General features: G+C 48.6%; 24 protein-coding genes. 19 read left to right on the top strand and 5 right to left on the bottom strand.

Annotation, left to right across the window (positions count from 1 at the left end; all coding sequences use genetic code 11):
* Positions 1 to 9 precede the first annotated feature (9 nt).
* The gene (locus KNO69_RS10320) at positions 10 to 438 is read right to left on the bottom strand and encodes an HIT family protein (RefSeq protein ID WP_214817698.1); all 429 of its coding nucleotides are present in this window, start codon (positions 436 to 438) and stop codon (positions 10 to 12) included.
* 128 nt (positions 439 to 566) lie between these two features.
* On the opposite strand from KNO69_RS10320, the gene KNO69_RS10315 reads away from it, so the two are divergent.
* Entirely contained in the window at positions 567 to 1,616 is a 1,050-nt protein-coding gene (locus KNO69_RS10315) for a hypothetical protein (protein WP_214817697.1), read from the top strand.
* A gap of 45 nt (positions 1,617 to 1,661) precedes the next feature.
* Here KNO69_RS10315 and KNO69_RS10310 read toward each other — a convergent pair whose 3' ends face one another.
* Positions 1,662 to 1,913 (bottom strand): GlsB/YeaQ/YmgE family stress response membrane protein, encoded by a 252-nt coding sequence (locus KNO69_RS10310; RefSeq protein ID WP_031421191.1) that lies wholly within the window; start codon positions 1,911 to 1,913, stop codon positions 1,662 to 1,664.
* A gap of 169 nt (positions 1,914 to 2,082) precedes the next feature.
* Between KNO69_RS10310 and KNO69_RS10305 the strand changes: the two genes are divergently transcribed.
* Both KNO69_RS10305 and KNO69_RS10300 read left to right on the top strand, forming a co-directional pair.
* Positions 2,083 to 2,820, top strand: coding sequence for an ABC transporter ATP-binding protein (locus KNO69_RS10305; RefSeq protein ID WP_251124900.1), 738 nt, complete (start codon positions 2,083 to 2,085; stop codon positions 2,818 to 2,820).
* On the top strand, positions 2,817 to 3,950 hold the full coding sequence (locus KNO69_RS10300; protein ID WP_214817694.1) for an ABC transporter permease: 1,134 nt from the start codon (positions 2,817 to 2,819) through the stop codon (positions 3,948 to 3,950). Before KNO69_RS10305 ends, KNO69_RS10300 begins: the two co-directional genes overlap by 4 nt.
* A gap of 44 nt (positions 3,951 to 3,994) precedes the next feature.
* On the opposite strand, the gene KNO69_RS10295 is transcribed toward KNO69_RS10300, so the two are convergent.
* The gene (locus KNO69_RS10295; protein WP_251124899.1) at positions 3,995 to 5,299 is read right to left on the bottom strand and encodes an ammonium transporter; all 1,305 of its coding nucleotides are present in this window, start codon (positions 5,297 to 5,299) and stop codon (positions 3,995 to 3,997) included.
* Positions 5,300 to 5,419: 120 nt separating this feature from the next.
* On the opposite strand from KNO69_RS10295, the gene KNO69_RS10290 reads away from it, so the two are divergent.
* The 16 genes from KNO69_RS10290 to KNO69_RS10215 all read left to right on the top strand — a co-directional run bounded on the left by KNO69_RS10290 (position 5,420) and on the right by KNO69_RS10215 (position 22,852).
* Positions 5,420 to 5,725 carry a MerR family transcriptional regulator gene (locus KNO69_RS10290; RefSeq protein WP_015880942.1) on the top strand — a complete coding sequence of 102 codons (306 nt, stop codon included), beginning with the start codon at positions 5,420 to 5,422 and terminating at the stop codon, positions 5,723 to 5,725.
* A gap of 116 nt (positions 5,726 to 5,841) precedes the next feature.
* Entirely contained in the window at positions 5,842 to 6,891 is a 1,050-nt protein-coding gene (gene hemE / locus KNO69_RS10285; RefSeq protein WP_214817688.1) for a uroporphyrinogen decarboxylase, read from the top strand.
* Positions 6,888 to 7,817 carry a ferrochelatase gene (hemH, locus tag KNO69_RS10280; protein WP_078146425.1) on the top strand — a complete coding sequence of 310 codons (930 nt, stop codon included), beginning with the start codon at positions 6,888 to 6,890 and terminating at the stop codon, positions 7,815 to 7,817. The genes hemE and hemH overlap by 4 nt, the downstream gene beginning before the upstream one ends.
* Positions 7,810 to 9,195 carry a protoporphyrinogen oxidase gene (hemG, locus tag KNO69_RS10275; RefSeq protein WP_214817685.1) on the top strand — a complete coding sequence of 462 codons (1,386 nt, stop codon included), beginning with the start codon at positions 7,810 to 7,812 and terminating at the stop codon, positions 9,193 to 9,195. The genes hemH and hemG overlap by 8 nt, the downstream gene beginning before the upstream one ends.
* An 87-nt stretch (positions 9,196 to 9,282) precedes the next feature.
* Complete coding sequence (locus tag KNO69_RS10270; protein WP_214817682.1) at positions 9,283 to 10,170, top strand: Cof-type HAD-IIB family hydrolase; 888 nt, start codon at positions 9,283 to 9,285, stop codon at positions 10,168 to 10,170.
* 71 nt (positions 10,171 to 10,241) lie between these two features.
* The gene (gene lplA / locus KNO69_RS10265; protein ID WP_015880947.1) at positions 10,242 to 11,231 is read left to right on the top strand and encodes a lipoate--protein ligase; all 990 of its coding nucleotides are present in this window, start codon (positions 10,242 to 10,244) and stop codon (positions 11,229 to 11,231) included.
* Positions 11,232 to 11,378: 147 nt separating this feature from the next.
* The gene (locus KNO69_RS10260; RefSeq protein ID WP_214817679.1) at positions 11,379 to 11,852 is read left to right on the top strand and encodes a PTS sugar transporter subunit IIA; all 474 of its coding nucleotides are present in this window, start codon (positions 11,379 to 11,381) and stop codon (positions 11,850 to 11,852) included.
* Between the two features lie 100 nt (positions 11,853 to 11,952).
* A complete protein-coding gene (locus KNO69_RS10255) occupies positions 11,953 to 13,500 on the top strand; it encodes a long-chain-fatty-acid--CoA ligase (RefSeq protein WP_211781599.1) in 1,548 nt (515 codons plus the stop codon).
* A 91-nt stretch (positions 13,501 to 13,591) separates the two neighbouring features.
* Positions 13,592 to 13,894, top strand: coding sequence for a metal-sensitive transcriptional regulator (locus KNO69_RS10250; RefSeq protein ID WP_196431483.1), 303 nt, complete (start codon positions 13,592 to 13,594; stop codon positions 13,892 to 13,894).
* A gap of 11 nt (positions 13,895 to 13,905) precedes the next feature.
* Positions 13,906 to 16,017 carry a heavy metal translocating P-type ATPase gene (locus KNO69_RS10245; protein ID WP_214817677.1) on the top strand — a complete coding sequence of 704 codons (2,112 nt, stop codon included), beginning with the start codon at positions 13,906 to 13,908 and terminating at the stop codon, positions 16,015 to 16,017.
* Positions 16,014 to 16,220, top strand: coding sequence for a copper chaperone CopZ (gene copZ, locus KNO69_RS10240; protein ID WP_074037662.1), 207 nt, complete (start codon positions 16,014 to 16,016; stop codon positions 16,218 to 16,220). Before KNO69_RS10245 ends, copZ begins: the two co-directional genes overlap by 4 nt.
* Before the next feature lie 311 nt (positions 16,221 to 16,531).
* Positions 16,532 to 17,194, top strand: coding sequence for a response regulator transcription factor (locus KNO69_RS10235; RefSeq protein WP_015880954.1), 663 nt, complete (start codon positions 16,532 to 16,534; stop codon positions 17,192 to 17,194).
* Between the two features lie 26 nt (positions 17,195 to 17,220).
* Complete coding sequence (locus KNO69_RS10230; RefSeq protein WP_237708239.1) at positions 17,221 to 18,561, top strand: sensor histidine kinase; 1,341 nt, start codon at positions 17,221 to 17,223, stop codon at positions 18,559 to 18,561.
* A gap of 127 nt (positions 18,562 to 18,688) precedes the next feature.
* Positions 18,689 to 19,159: a competence protein ComK gene (locus KNO69_RS10225; RefSeq protein WP_015880956.1), complete on the top strand. Its 471-nt coding sequence runs from the start codon at positions 18,689 to 18,691 to the stop codon at positions 19,157 to 19,159.
* A gap of 86 nt (positions 19,160 to 19,245) precedes the next feature.
* Positions 19,246 to 22,314 carry an efflux RND transporter permease subunit gene (locus KNO69_RS10220; protein WP_214817674.1) on the top strand — a complete coding sequence of 1,023 codons (3,069 nt, stop codon included), beginning with the start codon at positions 19,246 to 19,248 and terminating at the stop codon, positions 22,312 to 22,314.
* A gap of 127 nt (positions 22,315 to 22,441) precedes the next feature.
* Positions 22,442 to 22,852: a hypothetical protein gene (locus tag KNO69_RS10215; RefSeq protein ID WP_074037659.1), complete on the top strand. Its 411-nt coding sequence runs from the start codon at positions 22,442 to 22,444 to the stop codon at positions 22,850 to 22,852.
* Positions 22,853 to 22,880: 28 nt separating this feature from the next.
* On the opposite strand, the gene KNO69_RS10210 is transcribed toward KNO69_RS10215, so the two are convergent.
* Both KNO69_RS10210 and KNO69_RS10205 read right to left on the bottom strand, forming a co-directional pair.
* Positions 22,881 to 23,267, bottom strand: a complete 387-nt coding sequence (locus KNO69_RS10210) for a hypothetical protein (protein ID WP_015880959.1) — start codon at positions 23,265 to 23,267, stop codon at positions 22,881 to 22,883.
* Positions 23,268 to 23,322: 55 nt separating this feature from the next.
* Positions 23,323 to 23,703, bottom strand: a complete 381-nt coding sequence (locus KNO69_RS10205) for a truncated hemoglobin (protein WP_214817670.1) — start codon at positions 23,701 to 23,703, stop codon at positions 23,323 to 23,325.
* Positions 23,704 to 23,821 lie beyond the last annotated feature (118 nt).

Raw genomic sequence — 23,821 nt, 5'->3', positions numbered from 1 at the left:
TCTGTCTGTTTATACGTGGGCATGAATGTTCGATGCAAGGGTAGTGAGTTCTTCCGACGTGAAGGCGTCGTTTTGCGTGATCCACTTCGCACCAAATCCATCCTCGTGTCCAAAGCGCGGAATCAAATGGATATGGAAGTGGTACACCGTTTGTCCGGCAACTTCTTCGGCATTCGATAAGACGTTCATTCCGATGGCACCCGTTTCACGTTGAATCGCTTTGGCGATGGTCGGGACGCGTTTAAAGACACTTGCCGCCACGTCTTCCGGCAATTCATATACGTTTTTCGCATGATGTTTTGGGATGACGAGCGTGTGTCCTTTCGTCACTTGAGAAAGGTCGAGGAAAGCGACGACCGCTTCGTCTTCATATACACGATAGGATGGGATTTCTTGTTTTGCAATTTTACAAAAGATACAGGTCGGATCTGTATGCATCTTCATTCCTCCATTCTTAAATGTCGTTTCTGTTCCATCATAACACGGAAGTTCGGGCGCAAGAACGATAGGAAGCGAGATGGATTCCTTCTATAATGAAGATAAGTGAGCGCAAAGGAGGTGAGCACATGCCTTATACGAGAAGTAGAAAAAAAGAGCGGAGTCTGAAAGTCTTTCTTTTGATCTCTAGTTTCACGATTCTAGTTGGAGCCATTGTTTTCTATATATATGCATACAAGCCGGCGGCAGAACAAGATAAAATTCACGTCGCATTCAAAGAGGCCTTATTAGAAGAAGACCGTACCTTTTTTGAGGAGAAAGTCGAATATCTTGGAGAACCTTTATCGAGAGCGGAGGCTCTACGATTCATGGGGTGGTTGAACGATGAAAAGTCCATTCGAGGAGAGGCTATCGCAGAAGTTGCGAAAGACCGAGCCAACCGAACGTCGGGTATGGAGGCGGACGGATTATTTCGTTTGATCGACACGGGGGAAGGACGGTATGGCTTTTCTGACTATCGAATTGAACTACTCCCACAACGGATTGATGTGACCTCGGATGTACCATTGACGAATATTTGGATTGATGGACAACAGGTAGGACGGATTGATGAAGCCGATGATACGTTATCGTTTGAACAGATGCCGGGACAATATGATGTCAAAGCGGTAGCGGTGACAAATGGAGAGACGGTCACGGAAACCGAAACGATTCAATTGATATCTTCTAAATCCATTGAGTATGCCCTTATGCCTGAATCGAACGAAGCCATTGCCGGACAATTTGATTTGAAGCGGGCTGAGTTGATTGAAATTGAAGTGGAGGCTCAAACGGGTCACTCACTCGAAACGGTCGATTCTTTAATTGGGCAGTCGAGTCAGCAAGTTCAAGAAACGCTTGGTGAACCGGCTGGAAAGCGTGAAGGAAAATGGGACTATGAGCGATTGGCTGTCACGTTTAAAGATGAGGAAGTGGAATCGATTCGGGTCGACCTCGATAAACGACCAGATGATTTGATTGCCCTCCTCGGTGAACCGAAAGCGAAGTCGGAACACCCACTCGGAACAGAGTGGGATTACGGTCAATCGTTCTTCGAATCATTCTTTACGTTCTTTGGTCTTGAGACCGAGAAACAGTTTATCGAAAAGAACGAGGCAATATATTTACTGATCCAATGAAAAAAGAGGGACATTCCACAATGGAAGCCCCTCCGATACATAATCTTATTTTTTACGCATTGATTTCATAACGAACGATACAATCAAGATCAAAATAATCGCACCGATTAGAGCCGGGATAATCGCGATATCCGCAACGATTGGTCCGAAGTCACCAAAGATAAGTCCACCCAACCATGCACCGATAATCCCCGCGATGATGTTACCAATGATTCCACCTGGTACGTCCTTACCTAAAATCAATCCTGCTAACCAACCGATGATACCCCCGATAATCAAATAAAGAATAAACCCCATAAATCATTCTCCTTCCTCTGTTTTCCCATTGTTCTTTACAACGATTTTGTGGAACAATGGAAGTATTGATGTTTTATTTTAAAATGCCTTACAGTTCAGATTATTCCCATGTGACAACATTTAAAACATATACCACGAAAAAAAGATGAAAATGAAAGGTGTGGTTTTCATGCTGCACGTCGATCGATTGAACGGCGGATATCTCGGTAAACAAGTTTTGCATGACATTTCGTTTGAAGTAAAAAAAGGGGAGCTCGTCGGTTTGATAGGGCTAAACGGAGCTGGAAAATCGACGACGATCAAACACATTTTGGGGTTATTGTCACCCCTCTCCGGAAAAATCGAAATTGATGGTGAGACATTAAATTCCTCTGAAAAGAACTATCGTAAAAAAGTAAGTTACATACCGGAAACACCGATATTGTATGAGACGCTAACCTTGCAAGAACATATTGAATTGATGGGGAAGGCGTACGATGTGAATCCGGACGAGTTGGCTGCGCGCACGAAACGTTTGGCGAAAGAGATGCGAATGGAAAAACAACTCGCCTGGTTCCCTTCCGTCTTTTCAAAAGGGATGCGTCAAAAAGCGATGATCTTGTGTGCGCTTGTGACGAAAACGCCGCTCTTGATTGTTGATGAACCATTTGTCGGTCTCGACCCACTAGCGATTCGTCAATTGCTTCAGTTGTTTGATGAATATAAACAAGACTGTGCGATTTTAATGTCCACCCATATCCTCGAGACGGCAGAGCGGCACTGCGACCGATTCGTCTTCCTCCATCAAGGAGTCGTCATCGCAAGCGGAACAGCGGCCGAGTTGCGCAACGTGTATCGATTGTCGCCTGATGCGACACTTGATGACATATATGTAGAAGCAATCGCTTCGGAGGAACGGTCGTCATGAATCGATTTACAGCAAGGCTCGGGACCTGGATGGAAGAGGTCGTCAAGTACAGTCGCTACGTTGCAAACGGAGGACTGCTGTTCACGCTCTATTTCACCTTGATTTACGGGGCGTTCGTCTACAATAGCTTCTTAGAACGAATCGATGGGACATTCCCCGGGACGTGGATTGCTGCGGCGGTCCTTTTAATCATGCCGCTCGGTCATCGCCCGCGAACATTCGTCCAGGAGGCGGATCAAGTATTTTTGCTTCCGGAGTTAGGGGATATTCGTTCCTATATGGTGGGGGTACGTTTATTTAATCTCGTGTTTGCTGCACTGCGTGGATTGCTCGTCCTTCTCGTTTTACTACCGCTCCTCGTACGGACAGAGAGTTATTCGAGTATCGAAGTGTTATCCGTCGTCGTGACGATGGTCATGTTGTCAGCTGCAGGCCGTTTGGCAAAAGTGGAAGGTGTGCGTGAATGGACAATCCTACCGTTTGCGCTCGTGAGCGGTGCTTGTCTTCTAATGGATTGGACAGCGTGGGCATGGGTGCCCGCGTTCATGCCGTTCGTTTTCTTACATGTGAAACGAAACGAGCGCATCCCGCTCTTACACTGGTTGGTGCTTGAGGAGAAGAGTCGGGCTCAGTTTGAACGAGTCATCAGCTGGTTCGTCGATTTGCCGACCTTGAAAGAAGAGGTTCGAGAGCGCCGCGTGTTGACGCGGCTTCTAGAAAATCGGGTCCTACGGCGCGTAGATGCATCGCGTTACGTGTACGGACTTCGTATTCTCCGTTCGAACGACTCACTTGATTTGATTCTTCGCTTGACCGTAGTGGCGCTCATTGTTATGTGGATGTCAGGAGGATGGTACGTCGGATTGGTCACGCCGCTCTTCGTAGGCTTGACCGCGTTACAGCTCGTTCCGCTATTTAAACGGTTAGAGGCAATTTCCATCGTTTCCTGGCTCCCAATCACACGCGATGAGCGGATCGCAGGGTATTCGTGGTGGGCGATGCGATTGCTCGTCATCCAGTCCGTCGTTCTTGTGATTGCATCCGTCGCTTTTGGTGCCACATGGGATGCGGCGGTCGGATTGGTCTTGTCTGTCATGGTCACACGCTATTACTTGAGTCGATTGAATTAAAAAGAAGGACATCCTGTGCGGGATGTCCTTCTCACGTGAGTAGATTATTTTTTAGGTGACATGACCGATACGCTCGAACCGAGAATCTTCGGGAGGCGTCCTGGTTTCTCAGTTGTTTCTTCGACTTCACCGTATGCTGATACACCATGTTCTGCGATGTCGAGGCCGACATCTTCTTGTTCTTCTGTGACACGGAGTCCGATTGTGACATCGAGAAGTTTCAAGAAGGCATAACTTCCACCGCCGGCGATGACCATCGCGATCAACACACCGAGTGTCTGTACACCGAGCTGTGTCAATCCGCCACCGTAGAAGAGTCCGGCAGAACCGATCCCTGTGATCTCAACGAGTCGTGGAGATGCGAAGAAGCCGAGTGCGAGTGTTCCGATGATTCCAGCGACTCCGTGTACGGAGAAGGCGCAGAGCGGGTCATCCACATACTTCGCCATCAAGATGCTCGTTCCATATGTTGCAACTGATGCGAGTGCCCCGATGACGACGGCTGCCCACGGTTCGACGAACGCACATGCTGCCGTGATGGCGACGAGCGCCCCGAGTACTCCGTTGACGATTGTCGGGATATCTGCCGTCTTCCGATGGAGCATGACGATGGCCAGAGCACCGAGCGCACCAGCTGCTGTGGCGAGCATTGTTGTCAATGCGACGTAACCGAAGAATCCGTCAGCGACCGACATTGTCGAACCGGCGTTAAAGCCGAACCAGCAAAGCCAGAGGACGAGACCACCCACGACTGTTAACACATGGTTATGACCGGCGAGTGATTCCGTCTTACGACGTGGTTTCAAAATGATTGTTGCCATGAGAGCCGCCATCCCACCTTGAAGGTGAACGACCGCCGAACCTGCGAAGTCTTGCATCCCCATTGATCCGAGCATTCCACCAGCCCATACTGAGCGAGCGACGATTGGATAGAGGATAGCAACGAAGAAGATACCGAACAGAACGTAGGCAGAAAGCTTAGCCCGTTCCGCAAATCCACCCCACGCGATGGCGAGAGAAACTGCAACGAATGATAACTGGAATAAGAATTTGACGTCGATGGAGACGTTCGCCCAGTCGAGGCTTGTGAACGATCCGCTTAAGAAGAATCCTTCTGTCCCAAACCAAGTTGTCCCGTCACCGAATGAGAGACCGAACCCGACCGCCCAAAAAGCGAGTGCCGCCACAGAGAGGCTAATAATTTGTTTGACCGCGACGTGACCGGCGTTCTTCGCCCGAAGCGTCCCTGTCTCGAGTAATCCGAAACCTAATTGCATCGTCAATACGAGCAATGCAGCGATGAGTACATACAGCGTGTCCATATAATAGAGAATGTCTTCCATGTTCATGCCCTCCTTTTTCTTAGGTGCTTTCCAAAAGTTGACTTCAGTGTAAAACGAAAATTTCATGCTGGATTGCATTTTGTCAGATTATCTGACATAGTTTTTTTATTAAGGAGGCGAGGCTGAATGGACTATAAATCGAAGAAAGTGATCGGGATGGGCGTCGTGACTGAATTGACGGGACTTTCAGAGCGTCAAATTCGGTATTATGAAGAAAAAGGTCTCGTCTTTCCGGAACGGACAAAAGGTGGTTCACGTAAATATTCTTTCCATGACGTGGAACGTTTAGTCGAAGTGGCGACCAAACTAGAGGATGGATGGCGAATTCAAGATATTAAAGAACGAGAACGACGATTGTCGGCGAAACAGCGGGATGATTTGATTCGAGGTCAATTGAATTCTGCCTTCCGAACATTTCCGACAAAAAAATGACACAAAGAAAACACAATGAAAATGCTTCACATTAGCATAATTCTAATTAATTTCTGTATAATGTTTTTGAGTTCACAAACACGAGAATAAAGAGTGTAGGAGAAATTTAGAGGGGAATGACGCGACGTATGAACGATACTATTTTAAAAGCGTTTAAAGGAGAGGCGACAGATTATGTACCTGTGTGGTATATGCGCCAAGCCGGACGCTACCAACCGGAATATCGAGAGATTAAAAAGACGAGGTCACTATTCGAGATCACGCATGATCCTGAACTTTGTGCATATGTGACGGAACTTCCGGTGAAACAACTCGGAGTCGACGCGGCCATTCTATATAAGGACATCATGACGCCACTTCCGTCTATGGGAGTCGATGTCGAGATCAAGAGCGGGATTGGACCGGTCATCGACAATCCATATCGAACGATGGAAGATGTGGAACGTTTGAAACCGTTAAACCCGGAAGATATCTCATACGTCTTTGACACGATTCGTCTACTGCGGGAACGATTAGAAGTTCCGCTTATCGGCTTCTCAGGCGCACCGTTCACATTGGCGAGCTATATGATCGAAGGGGGACCGTCGCGGAACTACCATCGTACGAAAGCACTCATGTATGCAGAACCGGATGTATGGAATGCATTGATGGAAAAACTCGGCGACATGGTCATCACGTATGCGAAGGCGCAAGCGGATGCCGGCATTCAAGCGTTCCAATTGTTTGATTCGTGGGTCGGGACGCTCAGCCGCAAAGATTATGCACGTTACATCAAACCGACGACGGAGCGTATCTTTAAAGAACTACGTTCACTCGACATTCCACTCATCATGCATGGTGTCGGAGCGAGCCATCAAATCGAAGAATGGCACGACCTTCCCCTTGATGTGGTCGGGCTTGACTGGCGCCTGTCGGTACAGGAAGCACGGGACCGTGGCATCACAAAGGCGGTTCAAGGAAACTTAGACCCGTCGTTCTTGTTAGCTCCATGGCCGGTCATCGAAGAGAAGGTTAAGGAGATTTTAGATGAAGGAATGAAAAAGCCAGGATACGTCTTCAACTTGGGACATGGGGTGTTCCCTGAAGTCGACCCGGCCGTCCTTGTCAAATTGACGGCATTCATTCACGACTACTCACGCGAAAAAATGGGAGGCAACGAATCATGAAAACAGTCGGACTACTTGTCATGGCGTACGGCACACCGTACAAACCAGAAGATATCGAGCGGTATTACACGCACATTCGCTACGGACGCAAACCGTCACCGGAAGCACTTCAAGATTTGACGGAACGTTACGAAGCGATTGGTGGAGTATCTCCACTCGCAAAAATCACGATCGATCAAGCGGAGACGCTTCGTGACATCTTGAACGAGCGTCATGTAGGTGAAATCGAGTTCAAACTGTATATCGGATTGAAGCATATCGAACCGTTCGTGGAAGACGCGGTCGCACAAATGGCGAACGACGGCATCAAAGAGGCGGTATCGGTTGTCTTAGCACCTCATTACTCGTCATATAGCGTCAAATCATACAACGGACGTGCTCATGAAGAAGCAGCGAAGTATGGCATCGACATTCGTTCGGTAGAGTCGTGGTATGATGAGCCGAAGTTTATCAAATGGTGGGCGAATGCGATTAACGATACGTATGCGTCATTGCCTGTACCGGCTGAAAAGACATGTCTCATCGTTTCAGCGCATAGTCTCCCTGAGAAGATCTTGGCTGGTGGCGACCCGTATCCGGATCAGTTGAAAGAAACAGCTGATAAAATTGCCATTGAAACAGGCGTCCCGCATTATGAGATTGGTTGGCAGTCAGAAGGAAACACGCCGGACCCATGGATCGGACCAGACGTCCAAGACCTAACGGCTGAACTTTATGAAAAGCATGGCTACGAGGCGTTCGTCTATACGCCGGTTGGCTTTGTTGCAGACCATCTCGAAGTATTGTTCGATAACGACGTCGAGTGTAAGGTTGTCTGTGACCGCCTCGGTGTTCACTACGCACGTCCGGCTATGCCAAATGCAGAGCGAAGCTTCATCGAAGCCATCGCGGATCGAATGGAAAGCGTGATTGTGCATCATGCGTAAATTCACGATTGTCGGTGGTGGGATCACAGGTCTCACCGCCGCTTTTTATGCGGAGCGTTATTTGCCGGAAGACGTGACCATCACGTTGCTCGAGGCGACGGATCGCCTCGGAGGAAAGATTGATACGTATGAGACGGGCGAGTTTGCGGTGGAGCGTGGTCCGGACTCGTATGTCTTTCGAAAGACTGCGATGACGGAATTGATTGAAGACGTCGGTTTAGGCGATGAACTTGTCCGCAATGGAGTCGGTCAGGCTTACGTCCTTCATCATGACGGGCTCCATCCGATTCCGAAGCAGACGGTGATGGGGATCCCGCTCGACGTCAATGCGTTTCGTGAGACGACGTTGCTTTCGGAAGAAGAGCACGAGGACTTAAAGCAGATGTTGCTGTCCCCTCCAGATGTAAAAGCGCCAGACTCGGACGTCTCACTCGGCCTCTACCTTCGTGAGCGTGTCGGGGACCCAATCGTCGACCGATTGATTGAACCGTTACTCTCTGGTATCTATGCCGGAGACATCGATCAAATGAGTGCGATGTCGACATTCCCACAGTTCATCGAGGGAGAAAAGAAATACGGCAACTTGTATGAAGGGATGCGACACTTACGTCCTGAGCAACGAGTCGCGGAAGTCGGGGCGAAGAAGGTTGGTCAGTTCGCCTCGTTGAAACGTGGACTCAAATCACTGACGGACCGCTTGGCAGAACGGTTGGACCGAACTGAAATCGTATTAAACTGTTCCGTTGAACAAGTATCCGAGCGTGAGGACGGGTACCGCCTCTTCACGAATCGCGGAGATATCGACACGGACCATCTCGTGTTGACGGTCCCACCGCGTCTCATACGTCAGTTCCTCCCGAAAGTCGATAGTGACTTCTTAGCGGATATGAAGCCGCATGCGACGGCGACGTGCTCACTTGTCTTCAAAGAAGAAGATATTGAGCTTCCGTTCGTCGGTACAGGGTTCGTGACGAGTCAAGAAGCGGATGTGACGATCACAGCATGTACGTTCATCGACCAGAAATGGCCACATGCCGTGCCGGAAGGATATCATGTCCTTCGCGTCTTTTTAGGTCGCCCGGGGGCAGATGAGATTGTCGAAGCATCCGATGAAGAAATCATCGAGACAGCGTTACATGATCTTCGTGGTCTCATGAAAATTCACCGTGATCCGATTCAGACAGTCGTCAGTCGACTTCGTGATGGACTGCCTCCTTATGCGGTCTTTCATGCGGACCGTGTCAAAGCACTCCGGGCCGAGATGAGCCGGGTATACCCAGGCGTCATTCTCGCCGGAATCGCCTATGACGGGATTGGGATGCCGGACTGTGTGAAGAGTGTGCGGGAACAAGTGAAAGCATTGCGTGAAAAAAATTGAGATTTGATGAAGGGAGGGTTCGGATTGTTCCGAATCCCTCTCTTTTTGTTATAGTAAGAAGCGAAAGAGAAAAAGGAGTGATGGAAGATGGCAACGTATAAACTTTTTGTATCAGACATGGACGGTACGATTTTGCACAACCACACCAAAATCGCGGATGAGACAGCAGAGATTGTTCGTGAAGCAGAGGCAGCAGGGATTCGCTTTGCGATTGCGACGGGGCGCAACTATGTGAATGCGAAACAGATTTTAGACGAGGTCGGACTTTCTTGCCCGATTGTCTCGTCGAATGGGGGACGTGTGCTCGACACGTCGGGAGAAGTCCTTCACGAAATCGATTTGACGATTGAAGAGGCGCTTCAAGTCATCGATGTCCTTCATCAAGATGACAAGTATGCGGACGTTTTTTACGAAATGTACACAGAAGCGGGACTCGTGGCGAGCCGAGGCGATTTGATTGAAGCATCGATGAAAAACTTGAAAGCGAATGGTGACGACCGCTCGCTCGAGATGTACGAATTCTTTAAGAATCGCTACTACGTCAATGAAGATGTCAAAATTGTTGATGACATTGAGAACTTTATCCGAGAAGAAGCTGGACGTGTCTACAAGTTCATCGCTTTCTCGAGCCACCTTGAGAAAATGAACGGACTTTGGAAAGAAATCGAAGACCAAGTCGAAGGGGTGTATGTCACGTCTTCAGGCAATGATAACATCGAAGTGATGGCACACGGTGCAGATAAAGGGAACGGTGTGACAAAACTTGCCGAACATTATGGTATCGATTTATCCGAAGTCGTCGTGATCGGGGATAACTTGAACGACGTTCCGATGTTCAAAGTAGCCGGTAAAGGGATTGCGATGGCCAATAGCCACGAAGACTTGATTGCTATCAGCGACCACGTCACCGAACGCCATGATGAGTATGGTGTGGCGAACGCATTGAAGCGCGTGATGACAGGTGAGTGGAAGTAAAAGATTTGTCGAGGACTCGTCTCGTTTCGTATAATACGAGTAACGAACATTCGACTAGGAGGAAATAAACTGTGAAATTTATTTTTAATCCGGATATCCGCGACCCGAAGATTAACTTGGCGGTTGAAGAGTATATCCTTAAACATCTGAACGTCGATCATGAAGATTACTTCCTGTTCTATATTAACGGTCCGTCCATCATCATCGGGAAGAACCAAAACACATCAGAAGAAGTCAACTTGAAGTACATCGAAGAGAATGGCATCGATGTCGTTCGACGTCTCTCTGGTGGCGGTGCTGTCTATCACGATGAAGGAAACTTGAACTTCAGCTTCATCACAAAAGACGATGGCAACTCGTTCAACAACTATAAGAAGTTCACACAACCGATTGTGGATGCGCTTCGTAACCTCGGTGTCGAGGCAGAGCTGACGGGTCGTAACGACATTCAGGTCGGTGAGCGTAAAATTAGCGGGAACGCCCAATTCACGACGCGTGGACGCATGTTCAGCCACGGGACGCTCATGTTCAATTCGAACATCGAAGAGGTCGTGAACTCGCTTAACGTCTCGGAAGAGAAAATGCGTTCAAAAGGAATCAAGTCCGTTCGTAGCCGTGTGGCGAACATTACTGAATTTTTAGAGCGTGAGATGGAGATGGAACATTTCGTCGAGGCGCTCCTCCATTCGATTTATGATGGAGAACAACCGGAACGCTATGTGCTTCGTGACGAGGATTGGGAAATCGTCCATGATATCTCGAAAGAACGCTATGCGAACTGGGACTGGAACTTTGGTAAGTCGCCGAAGTTCGATGTTGAGTCGAAACGTCGTTTCCCAATCGGGACGATCGATGTCCGCTTGAACGTCAACAAAGGAACGATCACAGAAGCGAAAATTTATGGAGATTTCTTTGGTGTCGGTGACATCCAAGACGTCGAGCAAGCGCTCGTTGGGACGCGTTTCGAACGTGCGGCCATCCGTGAGCAATTGATGCAACTCGATTTGAAACATTACTTCGGAAATGTAGAGCTCGAGGAATTAGTCGATTTGATTAGTTAAGTTAGTCATGGCGGTCTCTACGGAGGTCGCCTTTTTTTGGCATTTTCGTGAACGTTGATCATACGGATTGCACCTCGATGGGAGAAGGCGTATCATAATTTGTGCAAGCGCTTTCGTAACGGCTGATTAAAAATAGGAGGAATCACTATGTATCGAAGGCTCAGTGAATGGATGGACCCGAGTCGGATGTGGGTGACAGAACAATCGACATTTGAACGTGCGATGATGGCGGTAGGTCTTGAATTAGAACGAAAAGGCATGGTCAGTTCTTCATTTACGCGAGTCGTTCTCGATCAAGAATCGATTATTCCTTCCGGGGTAAGTGATGTCGCTGTGCCGGTTGCGGTCATTGATGTTCCAATCTCTATAGCGAAACGAGATGGCATTTCCCTGCTTCACCTGTTGAACTCGTGTGAAGTAAAAACCATCACGGGAGAAACGATTCAAGCGAAAGCGATTTTATTGATTACGGCTACGAATGAATCAAAAAAACAGAGCTATCATAAACTGATTGATGATTTGCTCATGGATGATGAATCTCTTCAAGCGCTCGTCCATGTAAAAAGTCGAGCCGGATTGTTCCACTTGCAGACGAACTTTTTGGAAGCGTTTTCTTATTGAAACATTTCATGTACAATAGAAGTAATTGAAAAGAGCGCGGACAACGTGCTCTTTTTTATGGCTCAAAAGTGAATCATCATTCATTTAAAGGGGGATTACCATGGCAAACTTAGTCAAGTCACTACAAGAAGTAGTGATTGCTCACCCGCAGAAAGCAGCGTATGTGTTTGGGGAAGACACGGTGAGTTACGGACAGTTTTATGGGCAAGTCAAGGCGATGGCGTCGACGCTTGAGCAAAAAGGGATTGGACAAGGCGATCACGTCGCTCTCGTTCTCGGAAACAGCCCTGCGTTCCTGATTGCATATTTCGCAGTGTTGTCACGTGGAGGGGTCGTCATTCCGATCAACCCTACATACACGCCTGATGAAATGGCCTACATTCTACTTGATGGGGATGTAAAGGGAATCGTTGGCTTATCACCGCTCGTCGCGCAGGCGGAAGCGGCACTCACGAAGTTGCCTCACTTAAAACTCGTGATTTCCGTTCCATATGCCGATGTTCCAGCATTGAAGCGGGAAGGGGCGATTGAATTCATCCCATTCGTAGAAGCGTTTGCCGAAGCAGAAGGGACGTTCATCGAAGTCGACGAGGATGAAGTTGCCGTCATCCTCTATACGAGTGGGACGACCGGAAAACCGAAAGGGGCTCTGCTCACGCATCGAAACTTGTTCTCAAACGCACATTCAATCGGAGAGTATTTAGACATCACTCCAGAGGATAAGGCATTGGCGGCATTGCCGATGTTCCACGTTTTCTGTTTGACGGTCATCGTCAATGCACCACTCCTTCGAGGGGCGACGATTGTCATCTTACCGAAGTTCTCACCACAAGATGTGTTCGACCTAGTACCAAAGCACCGTGTGACGTTATTTGCCGGTGTGCCGACGATGTACAATTTCTTGTTACAGACGGCGATGAAAGTACCGGCCTACACGTCTGCATTGAAGCATGTCCGCGTGTTCGTCTCAGGAGGGGCAAGCTTACCGGTTCAGTTGCTCGAGTCGTTTGAGCAGATGTTCGAGTGCAAGATTCTTGAAGGATACGGTCTGTCGGAGGCGTCACCGGTTACCTGCTTCAACCCGCTCCATGGCGAGCGAAAAGCCGGATCAATCGGCCCTTCCATCGTTCACGTCGAAAATAAAGTCGTCGACGAGCTTGGGGAAGAAGTCGGCGTCGGTGAAGTCGGGGAATTGATTGTACGTGGACCGAACGTCATGAAAGGGTATTACAAGTTACCGGAAGAGACGATGATGACACTTCGGGACGGATGGCTCTATACGGGCGATTTGGCGAGACGTGACGAAGATGGTTACTTCTATATCGTCGACCGGAAGAAGGATATGGTCATCGTCGGGGGCTATAACGTATACCCTCGTGAGGTAGAGGAAGTATTGTATCAACATCCGGATATCGTCGAAGCTGCCGTCATCGGTGTGCCGGATGCGGAACAAGGAGAAGCGGTGAAGGCATTCGTCGTCACGAAACATGAAAATGTGACGAAAGAGGACATTCGTGCTTACACACAAACAAAGTTGGCGAAATATAAGCAACCGACTTATATTGAGATCATCGAGGAACTTCCGCGAAACACGACCGGAAAGATTTTACGAACGGTCTTGAAGAGCGAAGCATTTCAAAATAGTTGAGTAGAGAAGGGCGACTTAGTTCGCTCTTTTATTTTTCTTTTTGTTTGACACTATTACGGGGTAGGGGTATATTAATGGTGAGGTGATCAACATGGGTGAATTTATGCATGACCAACCACTCGTTCCGCGTGATGATGCCGAACGGGAGGCGCTCGGGAAACGTCTAAAACGAATCGAAGGACAAGTCCGAGGGATTCAAAAGATGGTCGAGAACGACCGCTATTGTGTCGATATTTTGACTCAGACGTCAGCCATTCAGGCCGCTCTGAAGCAAGTCGAGATGCAACTGTTAGAGCGTCATATGCGCAAGTGTTTGGTTCACGCAAGCGAGACGGAAAACATGGAACCTTACATTGATGAGTTGATGACGATCGTCAGCCGCATCAAAAAATAAGGAGGGATGTCATGAAAACCGTTGAGTTATCCATACAAGGAATGACCTGTGCGGCTTGTTCGGCACGAATTGAAAAAGTATTGAATAAGATGGACGGAGTGGAAGCGACGGTCAACCTTCCGCTTGAGACGGCGACCATTCGTGTCGATGAAGGCATTACAGAAGAAGAGCTGATCGCGCGGATTGAGAAAATCGGATACGGGGCCGAGCCGAAAGTAGAGATGGCGCCGCCGCATGACTTACGTCCATTACAGCGGAAGGTCATCATCTCTGCACTGTTGTCGGCCCCATTACTCCTCGTCATGTTGACGCATATCCCGGGACTCGGATTTCATGCACCATGGCTGATGAACCCATGGTGGCAATTCGCCCTGGCGACCCCCGTTCAGTTTTGGATTGGGGCGCAGTTTTATCAAGGGGCATATAAGAGCTTGAAGAGCGGTTCGGCGAACATGGACGTGCTCGTCGCGACGGGGACATCGGCCGCATACTTCTATTCCATTTTTGAAATGATTGTGCACCCGATGAATCCACATCTCTATTTTGAGACGAGTGCCGTCCTCATCACGCTCGTCTTACTTGGGAAGTGGTTAGAAGGACGAGCGAAAGAGAAGACGACCGATGCGTTGAAATCACTCTTGTCGCTTCAGGCGAAAGAAGCCATCCTGTTCGTTGATGGTGAAGAACGGTCTGTCGCTGTCGAACTCGTCAAAGTAGGAGACGTCCTCGTCGTGCGTCCGGGAGAGAAAATTCCAGTCGATGGACGAATCATCGAGGGAGAGACAGTCATCGATGAGTCGATGTTGACAGGAGAATCGATTCCAGCGGAGAAGACGGTCGACACCGAAGTCGTCGGCGGAACGATCAATCAGTCCCATCGCATTCTCATGCGGGCGGAACGAGTCGGGAAAGAGACGATGCTCGCTCAAATCGTACGTGTCGTCGAACAGGCACAAACAGATAAGGCGCCGATTCAACGTCAGGCTGACCGCATCTCGGGTGTCTTCGTGCCGATTGTCGTAGCCATCAGTGCCCTCACATTCGCGGTCTGGGCATTCCTATTAAATGATATCGATACGGCCATTCGAGCATCGATTGCCGTACTTGTCATCGCTTGTCCGTGTGCCCTTGGTTTGGCAACGCCGACATCGATTATGGTCGGAACGGGACGAGCGGCAGAGCAAGGTGTGTTGTTCAAAGGTGGGGGACAACTCGAGTCACTCAATGAATCAAACATCGTTGTTTTTGATAAGACAGGGACATTGACGAATGGGACACCGGAAGTGGTGGAAACGTTCGGAGATGAAGCGATGCTCCGCCGTGCCGTCATGGCAGAACGGCAATCGACGCATCCTTTGGCAGCTGCCATCGGTCGGAAAGTCGGCGACGGTGTCGTGACGAAAGTGGAAGAGTTGGCCGGACGAGGAGTTAAAGCGGTCGTTGATGGGAAAGAACTCATCATCGGGTCTGTTCGAATGATGGAAGAGCTCGGATACAACTTGCCAGATTGGTCGATGGGGGCGATGACCCCGGTCTACGTTGCGGATGAGAGCGGGATTGTCGCGGCGTTCGGACTACAAGATCAATTGAAACCGAAAAGTCGTGAAGTCGTGCAAGCCCTTAGTCAAACGCGTGACGTGTACGTCTTGACGGGTGACCGGAAGGAAGTCGCCTACGCGATTGCCGACGAACTTGGCATCCCTCATCATCAAGTCATTGCCGAAGTCCTTCCTGTCGAGAAGGCGGAGCAGATTGAGCGATTGAAACAATCCGGTCGCGTCGCCATGGTAGGGGACGGCATGAACGATGCCCCGGCGCTTGCGGTGGCGGACGTCGGGATTGCATTCGGAAGTGGTACGGATGTCGCGCTCGAGGCAGCGGATGTTACAATTGTAGGGCAAGACATTGAAGGCGTGAGTCGAGCGATGAATATGAGCCGGTTGACGATGAAGAACATTCGTCAAAACTTGTTCTGGGCACTCGCCTATAATAGTCTTGGCATCCCGGTCGCTGCAGCGGGGTTACTTGCCCCATGGATTGCTGGAGCAGCGATGGCGTTCAGTTCGGTGTCTGTCGTCTTGAACGCATTACGATTAAAAACACAAGGAGGATCATCATCATGAAAGAAACAACGTTAACCGTAGAAGGTATGACATGTAATCATTGCAAAGCTGCCGTTGAAGGAGCATTAAATGAATTGAATGGTGTCGAATCAGCGACGGTATCGCTTCAAGAGCATCGAGTCGACGTGATCCATCAAGATTCTGTCTCACTTGAGACGATGGTGGAGGCAGTCGAGGAACAAGGATATGACGTAAAAGCATAATCATCAAAAGTCTCGAGTGAAATCGGGACTTTTTTTGTGGTATTCAACGAAAAGGATGTGTGCTATATTTAAGTTGATAATGAGAATCGGTATCAACGGGAGGCGGACATCATGGAATTGATCATGATCAGTGGAGTGTTGGCGATGATTAGTGGGGGCGCGGCATTTTTGACGCAACAGTTACGAACAAATTCAGTACGCTGAAGAAGGTGCGATTTCGTTGCCTTCTTTTTTCTTTGACTTCATTTCTTTCCCATCATTTCACGACAATTGTTTGATATGATGAGAAAAAACGTGTTGAGGTGACTTGAATGTATACAATCTACTTAGTCGACGATGAAGCAAACTTAAATAAAATGCTCGTCACGTATCTAGAACAGGAAGGATACAACGTTCGCTCATTTGCGGATGGGACATCTGCACAAGAAGCGATTCCAGATCAACCGGATTTGTGGGTGCTCGATATCATGTTGCCAGACCTGGATGGCTTTCAATTGTTGAAACAAATCAAAGCCGTCAATGCGAATACGCCGACGATTTTCATCTCGGCGCGCGATGAGGATATCGACAAAATCATCGGACTCGAGATGGGTTCGGATGACTACATCGCCAAACCGTTCCTTCCAAGGGAACTTGTCATCCGTGTCAAAAAATTGATTGATCGTGTCTACGGTTCGAAGTCGAACGAGCATATCGAATACGGAGAGTACACCATTTATCCGGATAAACGTCTGATCAAGCACGGAGATGAAGAGATCGATTTGACTTCGAAAGAATTCGATTTACTGCTACTCTTCCTTGAACATCCGGGCTCCGCGTTGTCGCGTGAGCAAATTTTAGAAGGTGTTTGGGGGAACGACTACTTCGGATCGGACCGCGTCGTCGATGACTTGGTGCGTCGTGTCCGAAAGAAATTGCATCGCCTTGAGCTCGAAACGCTTTACGGTATCGGCTACCGTCTCGTCAGACCATGATGGACGCCCTTAAACCGAAGCGGCTCATGTGGAAGATTTGGGTGCTCATCTTACTCATTATCGTGACGCTCGCGCTCATGATTTTGATTACGGTCCGTTCATCCATCACCCAGTTCATCGATGAACAAGTATATGAGACGTTACGAGATGTGGACTATTATTTAGGGAACACGAATGAGTTAGAGAATTATCCCCAAAACCCGATTGAGTATGATCGACGCCAACAAGAGTCCCGTTCGGTCAACCAATTGATCTTTCTCCCGAACGGACGGATCATCTACGGATCGGCACCGCTTGAATTGACGAACCGCATGTATCAGGAAGCGTTAAATCAAAGTGGTCAGGTCGAACGGTATCAGACTACGATTGACGGAGAGGACGTCTATTACATCATTCGTCAAAATGAATACGATGGAACGATTGTGTATCAAGCCTCTTACGCATGGGATGCCTATCGTCGTGAGTTGGTGTCGACATTATATTTGCGAATATCGATTCTGATAGGTATCATCAGCCTCTTATCGCTTATCCCCGCCTTATTGATGTCGCGGCAATTGACTAAACCGATCGTGGAGATGGAACGGGCCGTTGAGAAGATTTCGAATCGACAGTGGGAGACCGCTTTACCATTAGATCGTCAAGATGAACTCGGTCAGTTGGCCCATTCGATTGATGCCATGCGTAAGGAATTAAAAGAGCAGGATTTGGCACAACAAGCGTTGCTTCAAAACATATCGCATGACTTAAAGACACCGATCATGGTCATTCGTGGATATGCCCAGTCGATTGGGGATGGGATTTATCCGACAGGAGATTTGAAAGGTTCTGCCGAGGTCATTGATGAGGAAGCGTCTCGACTCGAGAAGAAAGTCGTCGATTTGTTGTACGTTACAAAACTTGAATATTTCAAAGGACAAGAAATGAAACTCGAACCAATCAATCTCGACAAGTTGATGGAACTGCTCGTCGCGCGCTTCAAACTCAGAGGCCAGCTCGATTGGGAAATCAATGGAGAAGGCGGCGAGATGCTTGGCGATGGTGAACAGATTCGGGTCGCGTTTGAGAACGTGCTCGACAATGCACTCCGTTACGCGGAATCCTGCATCCGCATCGACCTCCACCAAGATGACGCTGGCGTTGAAATCACCATCTTTAACGACGGACCGCCAGTTGATGAGAGTTTAGACTTGTTCCACCAATTCTCTCGAGGGAAGCAAGGGAAGTTCGGTCTCGGTCTGTTCATCGTGCAGCGAATTGTGACACTTCACACAGGGGAAGTGTCTCTACGAAATACAGGAGACGGAACAGCAGTGCGATTTTACTTTCCCCGACTCAAGTCGAACCAACCTTTAAATTCGAATGCTTGATTTTCAAAACCAGCCAGGAAACGGCTGGTTTTTTCATGGGAAATAGACAAAAGCCGATTTGCGAGGCGCATCGAATCCTGGTATGAATGACATGTAAGTCATTACATACGTTATGGGGGATGAAAAGATGAGCAGATTGACCAATGAAACGAGAGCTTTAATTCCTGTATTTAACGAGTTTGGCGAAGCGGAAACACTTGTGTATCAACCAGAAGGCGTCATGCGAGTAAAAGGGTCGCCAATCGACTTATTAGAACACGCGTGTCTATACTACGGGTCGAGCATTCAAGGTCGAATCGAGGCAGCGCGACACGTCCTCGGACCACATCGAAAGACACCGGTCGTCATGGATTGGCATGCGGATGCCGTCTTCTTTCCGACGATTGCCAAAGAAAGTCCAGATTGTGCGTGGATCAACTTTCAACACGTGACGGCCATCAAGAAAGACGGAAAAGAGACTCTCATTCAGTTTTTGACGGGGGAATCGGTCAAGGTTCACGTATCTGATCATACCGTGTCGAGACAAAAACAACGGTCAATCGAATTATCGTACGCTTTTCAAAAACGTTTCCATGACAGCACATTGCAACACGCTTAAGGATTGAATTCAATGACAAACCCCTCTATGATGAAGAAGAGATATCATATGTGTATTTGCACATCTTCCGAAAGCGAGGGGTTTTTATGTTTTTTGAAAAAATGATTGAGCGAGGGAAACTGGTTATCGTGTTTCTTCTCGTCGCAATCGTCGTGGGTGTGCTGACGTTCTTCCAGCTCCCTAAACGTGAGATTCCGGAAACCGGGATCAATATCGTACTCGTTCAAACACCGTATCCTGGTGCGACAGCTGAAACGGTTGAACGGAATGTTACCGGCGTGTTAGAAGAGGAACTACGTAGTTTAGAAGGAGTAGAGAACGTGACGTCGATCTCGGCTTCAGAGTTCTCGAACATCACGGTCGAATACGTGGACGGCACCGACCAGGAAGAGTTTCAGGCGAACGTTCGACAAGCGTTGTCGGATGCGACGCCTAAACTTCCTGAAAACGCGCTTGCGCCAACGGTAAATGATTCACTCGGGCAGTTACCTGTCGCATCGTATTTATTGACAGCAGACGATCGTGGATCATTTGAGGATGTTCGATCAGACATCGAACAATTAGATTCGAAACTTTTGCGAACGGATGGCGTGACGGGAGTCACGATCAGAGGGTTACCAGAGCAGGAGTATGTTGTGTCACTTGATTCTGAAGAGCTGAGTTCACGTCAACTTGCCTTTCCTGATGTGTTAACGGCCATTAACGAAGAATACAAAACGACACCGCTCGGACGTCAATCGACTAAAGAGGGGATTTATCAACTAGTAATCGATAACTTGACGAATGTAGACGACATGGAGCAAGTCATCGTCGGCTCATTCAATGGGGCACCTGTCTTACTAGCAGACGTCGGAACGGTCGAAGAGACAGCGAAAAGTGAAACCGATCTCGTTTCATTAGACGGAAAGCCGGCTGTTTCGATTACAGTTCCGATTGAATCAGGCTTGGATATTCCAACGATGCAAGACCGCGTCAATGACGTGGTCGAAACAGAACTTGGAGACTTAGATGGTTTTGAGCTCGTTCCTTATTATGAACAAGCGAAAGCAGTCGATGCGATTTTCTCATCGTTGACTCGTGAATTTATTGTCGCCATTATCGCCGTTATTGCCGTGACGACGATTGGTTTAACATTCTCTGGCTCTATTATCGTCAGTCTGGCAATTCCGTTGTCATTCTTGATCGCCTTGATTCCATTACAGTTTACTGGGGTCGATTTGAACCAAATCTCGATTATCGGGGCAATCATCGCCTTGGGGATTTTGGTTGATGATGCGATTGTCGTCAACGACAACATCTTACGACGGTATCGAAATGGAGACTCGGCGATGCTTGGGGCAGTCCGAGGAACGAAAGAGGTATGGGGCTCGATTGTCACGTCGACACTCGCGGTTGTCTTTGCCTTTTTACCGCTCACCTTGCTATCGGGCGCAAACGGAAACTTTATTCGCGCCTTACCGACGGTGCTAGCCCTCTCTGTCTTGGCCTCGATGGTCATCAGTTTGACGCTCGTACCGATTGCGCAGTATCGTTTGAATCGTAAAGAAGTGAAAGTATCAAAACGTGAACCAGGTTGGCTCGGTGGACCGCTTAACCGACTCAGTAATTTCTACGCCGACCGCCTCTTACCGAGTGTCGCGAAGCGGCCATGGACGTTTGGGATTGTTGGATTTGTTATCACGACGGCATTGTACGGTTTGATCTTACTCACGCCGTTTGAATTCTTCCCGGCCGCGAACCGTCCGGAAGTCGTGACCAGCGTGACCTTCCCCGTTCAAACCGATTTGGACGAGACGGAGGCACGTCTTGAAGAAATTGAAGCGAGATTCAAAGAAGAAGAGGGTGTCGTGGAAACATCCGTCTTCGCAGGTGGAGGTCTTCCTGGTTTATTCACAGGTGGACTCGATCAGTCAGGTGAAAACACGGGACAAGTGGTCGTTCGTGTCGACAACGAGTCAATCGATGCCATCGAATTGATTGATAAGTATACGAACGTGTTGCGTGAAGACTATCCAGATGCCGAAATCTTCCTAGATACGCAACAACAAGGACCGCCGGCATCGGCACCTGTCGAATTCACGATGCGGAGCGAGACGATTGATCAGCTCGTGGCTGCACGTGACCAAGTGAAGGCTGACCTTGAAGAGATTGACGGGGCAATCGTCCTTGATAATATTAAAGAACCGTTCCAAACACTCACATACGAATTGAATCGTGAGGAAATGGCACAGGCCGGCGTGACGGCTAAAACAATCAGTGATCAAATTCGTCTCGTCACAGACGGTGTTCCAATTGGTACATTCGATGACGGGGTAGAGCAGCGTGACGTGAAAATCGTCATTGATGCAGAGGCGAACCGCGAAGCACTTGCCCTTGACGAGATTTTAGTTCCTGTCGAAACAGAAGCAGGTCCACCTGTTGCACCACTCAGTACGTTCGTGACGGAGACGACGACGGAACAAATTCAACAGATTCCTCGTGAGAACGGGGAGCGCTCGGTCACACTCCAAATCTATGCAAGCGAAGGCACGGATGAAGAGGCATTTAAACAAGATGTCGAGCAGGTGTTGGATGACGCGAAGTCGGGGTTAGAAGATGAAGGAATCACGTTCGACCAGTCCGGTGCGAGCGACACGCAGAACGAGTTCTTCTTAGAACTTGCGACATTGTTCGTCGTCGTTTTGTTCTTGATTTACTTGATCATCGCATTCCAGTTCAATTCACTCTCGTTGCCGTTACTCGTCTTGTTCACAATCTATCTCGCGATTGCTGGAGCGGTCGTCGGATTGTTCGTGACACAGACGCCGTTCAGTTTCATGGCATCGATGGGGATGGTCTCACTTGCGGGAATCGTCGTTCGGAACGCAGTCGTCCTGTTCGAGTTTATCGAACAACGCATTCGTGAAGGATTACCGGTCACAACCGCCGTTTACGAAGCAGGGCGCGCTCGGATTCGTCCGATTCTCTTGACGGCGCTCACGGCAGTCGTTGCCCTCTTGCCAGTCGCACTTGGGGAAGACCCGCTCTTCAAACCGCTTGCGATCGGCATCGTATCGGGTATTCTATTCTCAACTGTGTTGACTCTCGTCCTTGTCCCGGCGTACTACCTGATTTTGGCGAAACGTCGTCATAAGGACAAACCATTTACAGAATGATTTAGCTTGAAGATGTGATGCCGTATGGTGTCACATCTTTTTTTGAACCATTTGTCACATGTTTTGGGTGATGTTGTATGGGTATAATTAGAAGAGAGGTTTTGAACAGTATGGGAGGGAATTGAAGATGAACGATTCATATACTTGGCTCAATCGCCGCAAAGTACGACCGGCGTACAGTGTGACTGGGAGCCGATCGTGGTCGAGTGAACGCGTCGTCCGACCAGATCGCGCACGTGGGAAGGTGGTACGTGATGTGAAACGTGTACGTCGTCCGTACGTAGACGAATACGGCAATCGTCGCTGGACAACGGGACGTGTGGTCGTCACGGATGCATCACGCAAAGCGCGGGCGCATGGACATGGCGATACAGCCGTACAATTAGAGTTCTCGACACCAACGCCATATGAACGTGTGAAAGAGATGATTCCAACGAAACGTGTTCTCGTTCCGGTCGTTGCTGGACTCGCGGTCGTCGGTGGGATTGCCGGTGTCGCCTATGCACTTCGCAAAAAGAAGCGGAATAAGAAGAACTAAAAAAATCGCCGAAATTTCGGCGATTTTTTTAGTTGAAGCGTTCAGCGAGGATGCGCTCGAGTTCACGTTGACCGAGTTCACGCATTTCTGCTTCATTCTCTTCATCGTATGCATCATCCGAGAAGCGGCCGACAAATTCAACCTTGCCATTACCGAGTTCACGGAACACTAAGTTTTTGCGATCGTTGTAAAAGACGACACGGTATTCACGACCATTTTCATGATCATAGTTGAAGACGCCTTTGATGTGGTCCATGTTCTTCTCTTCCGGCTGATCCTCATCATCGTCCTCATCTTCTTCTGCTTCAGCAGCTTCGTTAGCTTCATCAAGCGCGTCGGCGAGGACTACCGTTTCTTCTTTTTCTTCCGTCTCTTCCTCAGATGAGACGACTTCTTTTTTTTCTTCTTCTGTCATGTGAAACGACCTCCTTTGCTTACTTTCCTATCATACCCACTTTTTATAGTTGTGACTACTCAAAATGATGCGAACAAACACGGACGACATTCGAAGATGACATGGTCAACCGTTGAAATAACTGACGTTTGATCGATTCTGGGGCATCCACGGTCTTGAGCGCCTGTTCCATACATCCAAGCCAATGGCCGGCATGTGTCTCAGAAATAGGATGCTCATGATGAATCATCGCCAAGTTTCCACCGCCACGACGTTCCGAATACAACTTTGGACCGCCGAGCAACTGTGTTAAAAATTCAAATTGGTGCTGTTTGACTCGATCTTGATCTTCCGGAAATAGTGGAAGTAAAATTGGATCGGCATAGACGAGGTCATAGAACGCGTCAACGAGTTGTTGTACACCACGTTCGCCTCCAAATTGTTCATAGGCACTCACATATATTCCCCCTCATACGTTCAGTCTAATCGATTTCAATCGAAAAAGGGAATGATGTAGGCTGTTACTTTTTTGGACAAGGTATAGAAGAGGTTTCCCTCTACAAATGCTCGGGGAT

Origin of the sequence: Exiguobacterium sp. s131 (genome assembly GCF_018617345.1) — a bacterium.
GTDB classification, from domain to species: Bacteria; Bacillota; Bacilli; order Exiguobacteriales; family Exiguobacteriaceae; genus Exiguobacterium; species Exiguobacterium profundum.
The sequence above is the reverse complement of the archived record's forward strand: the minus strand, read 5'-3'. Positions and strand labels throughout refer to the sequence as shown.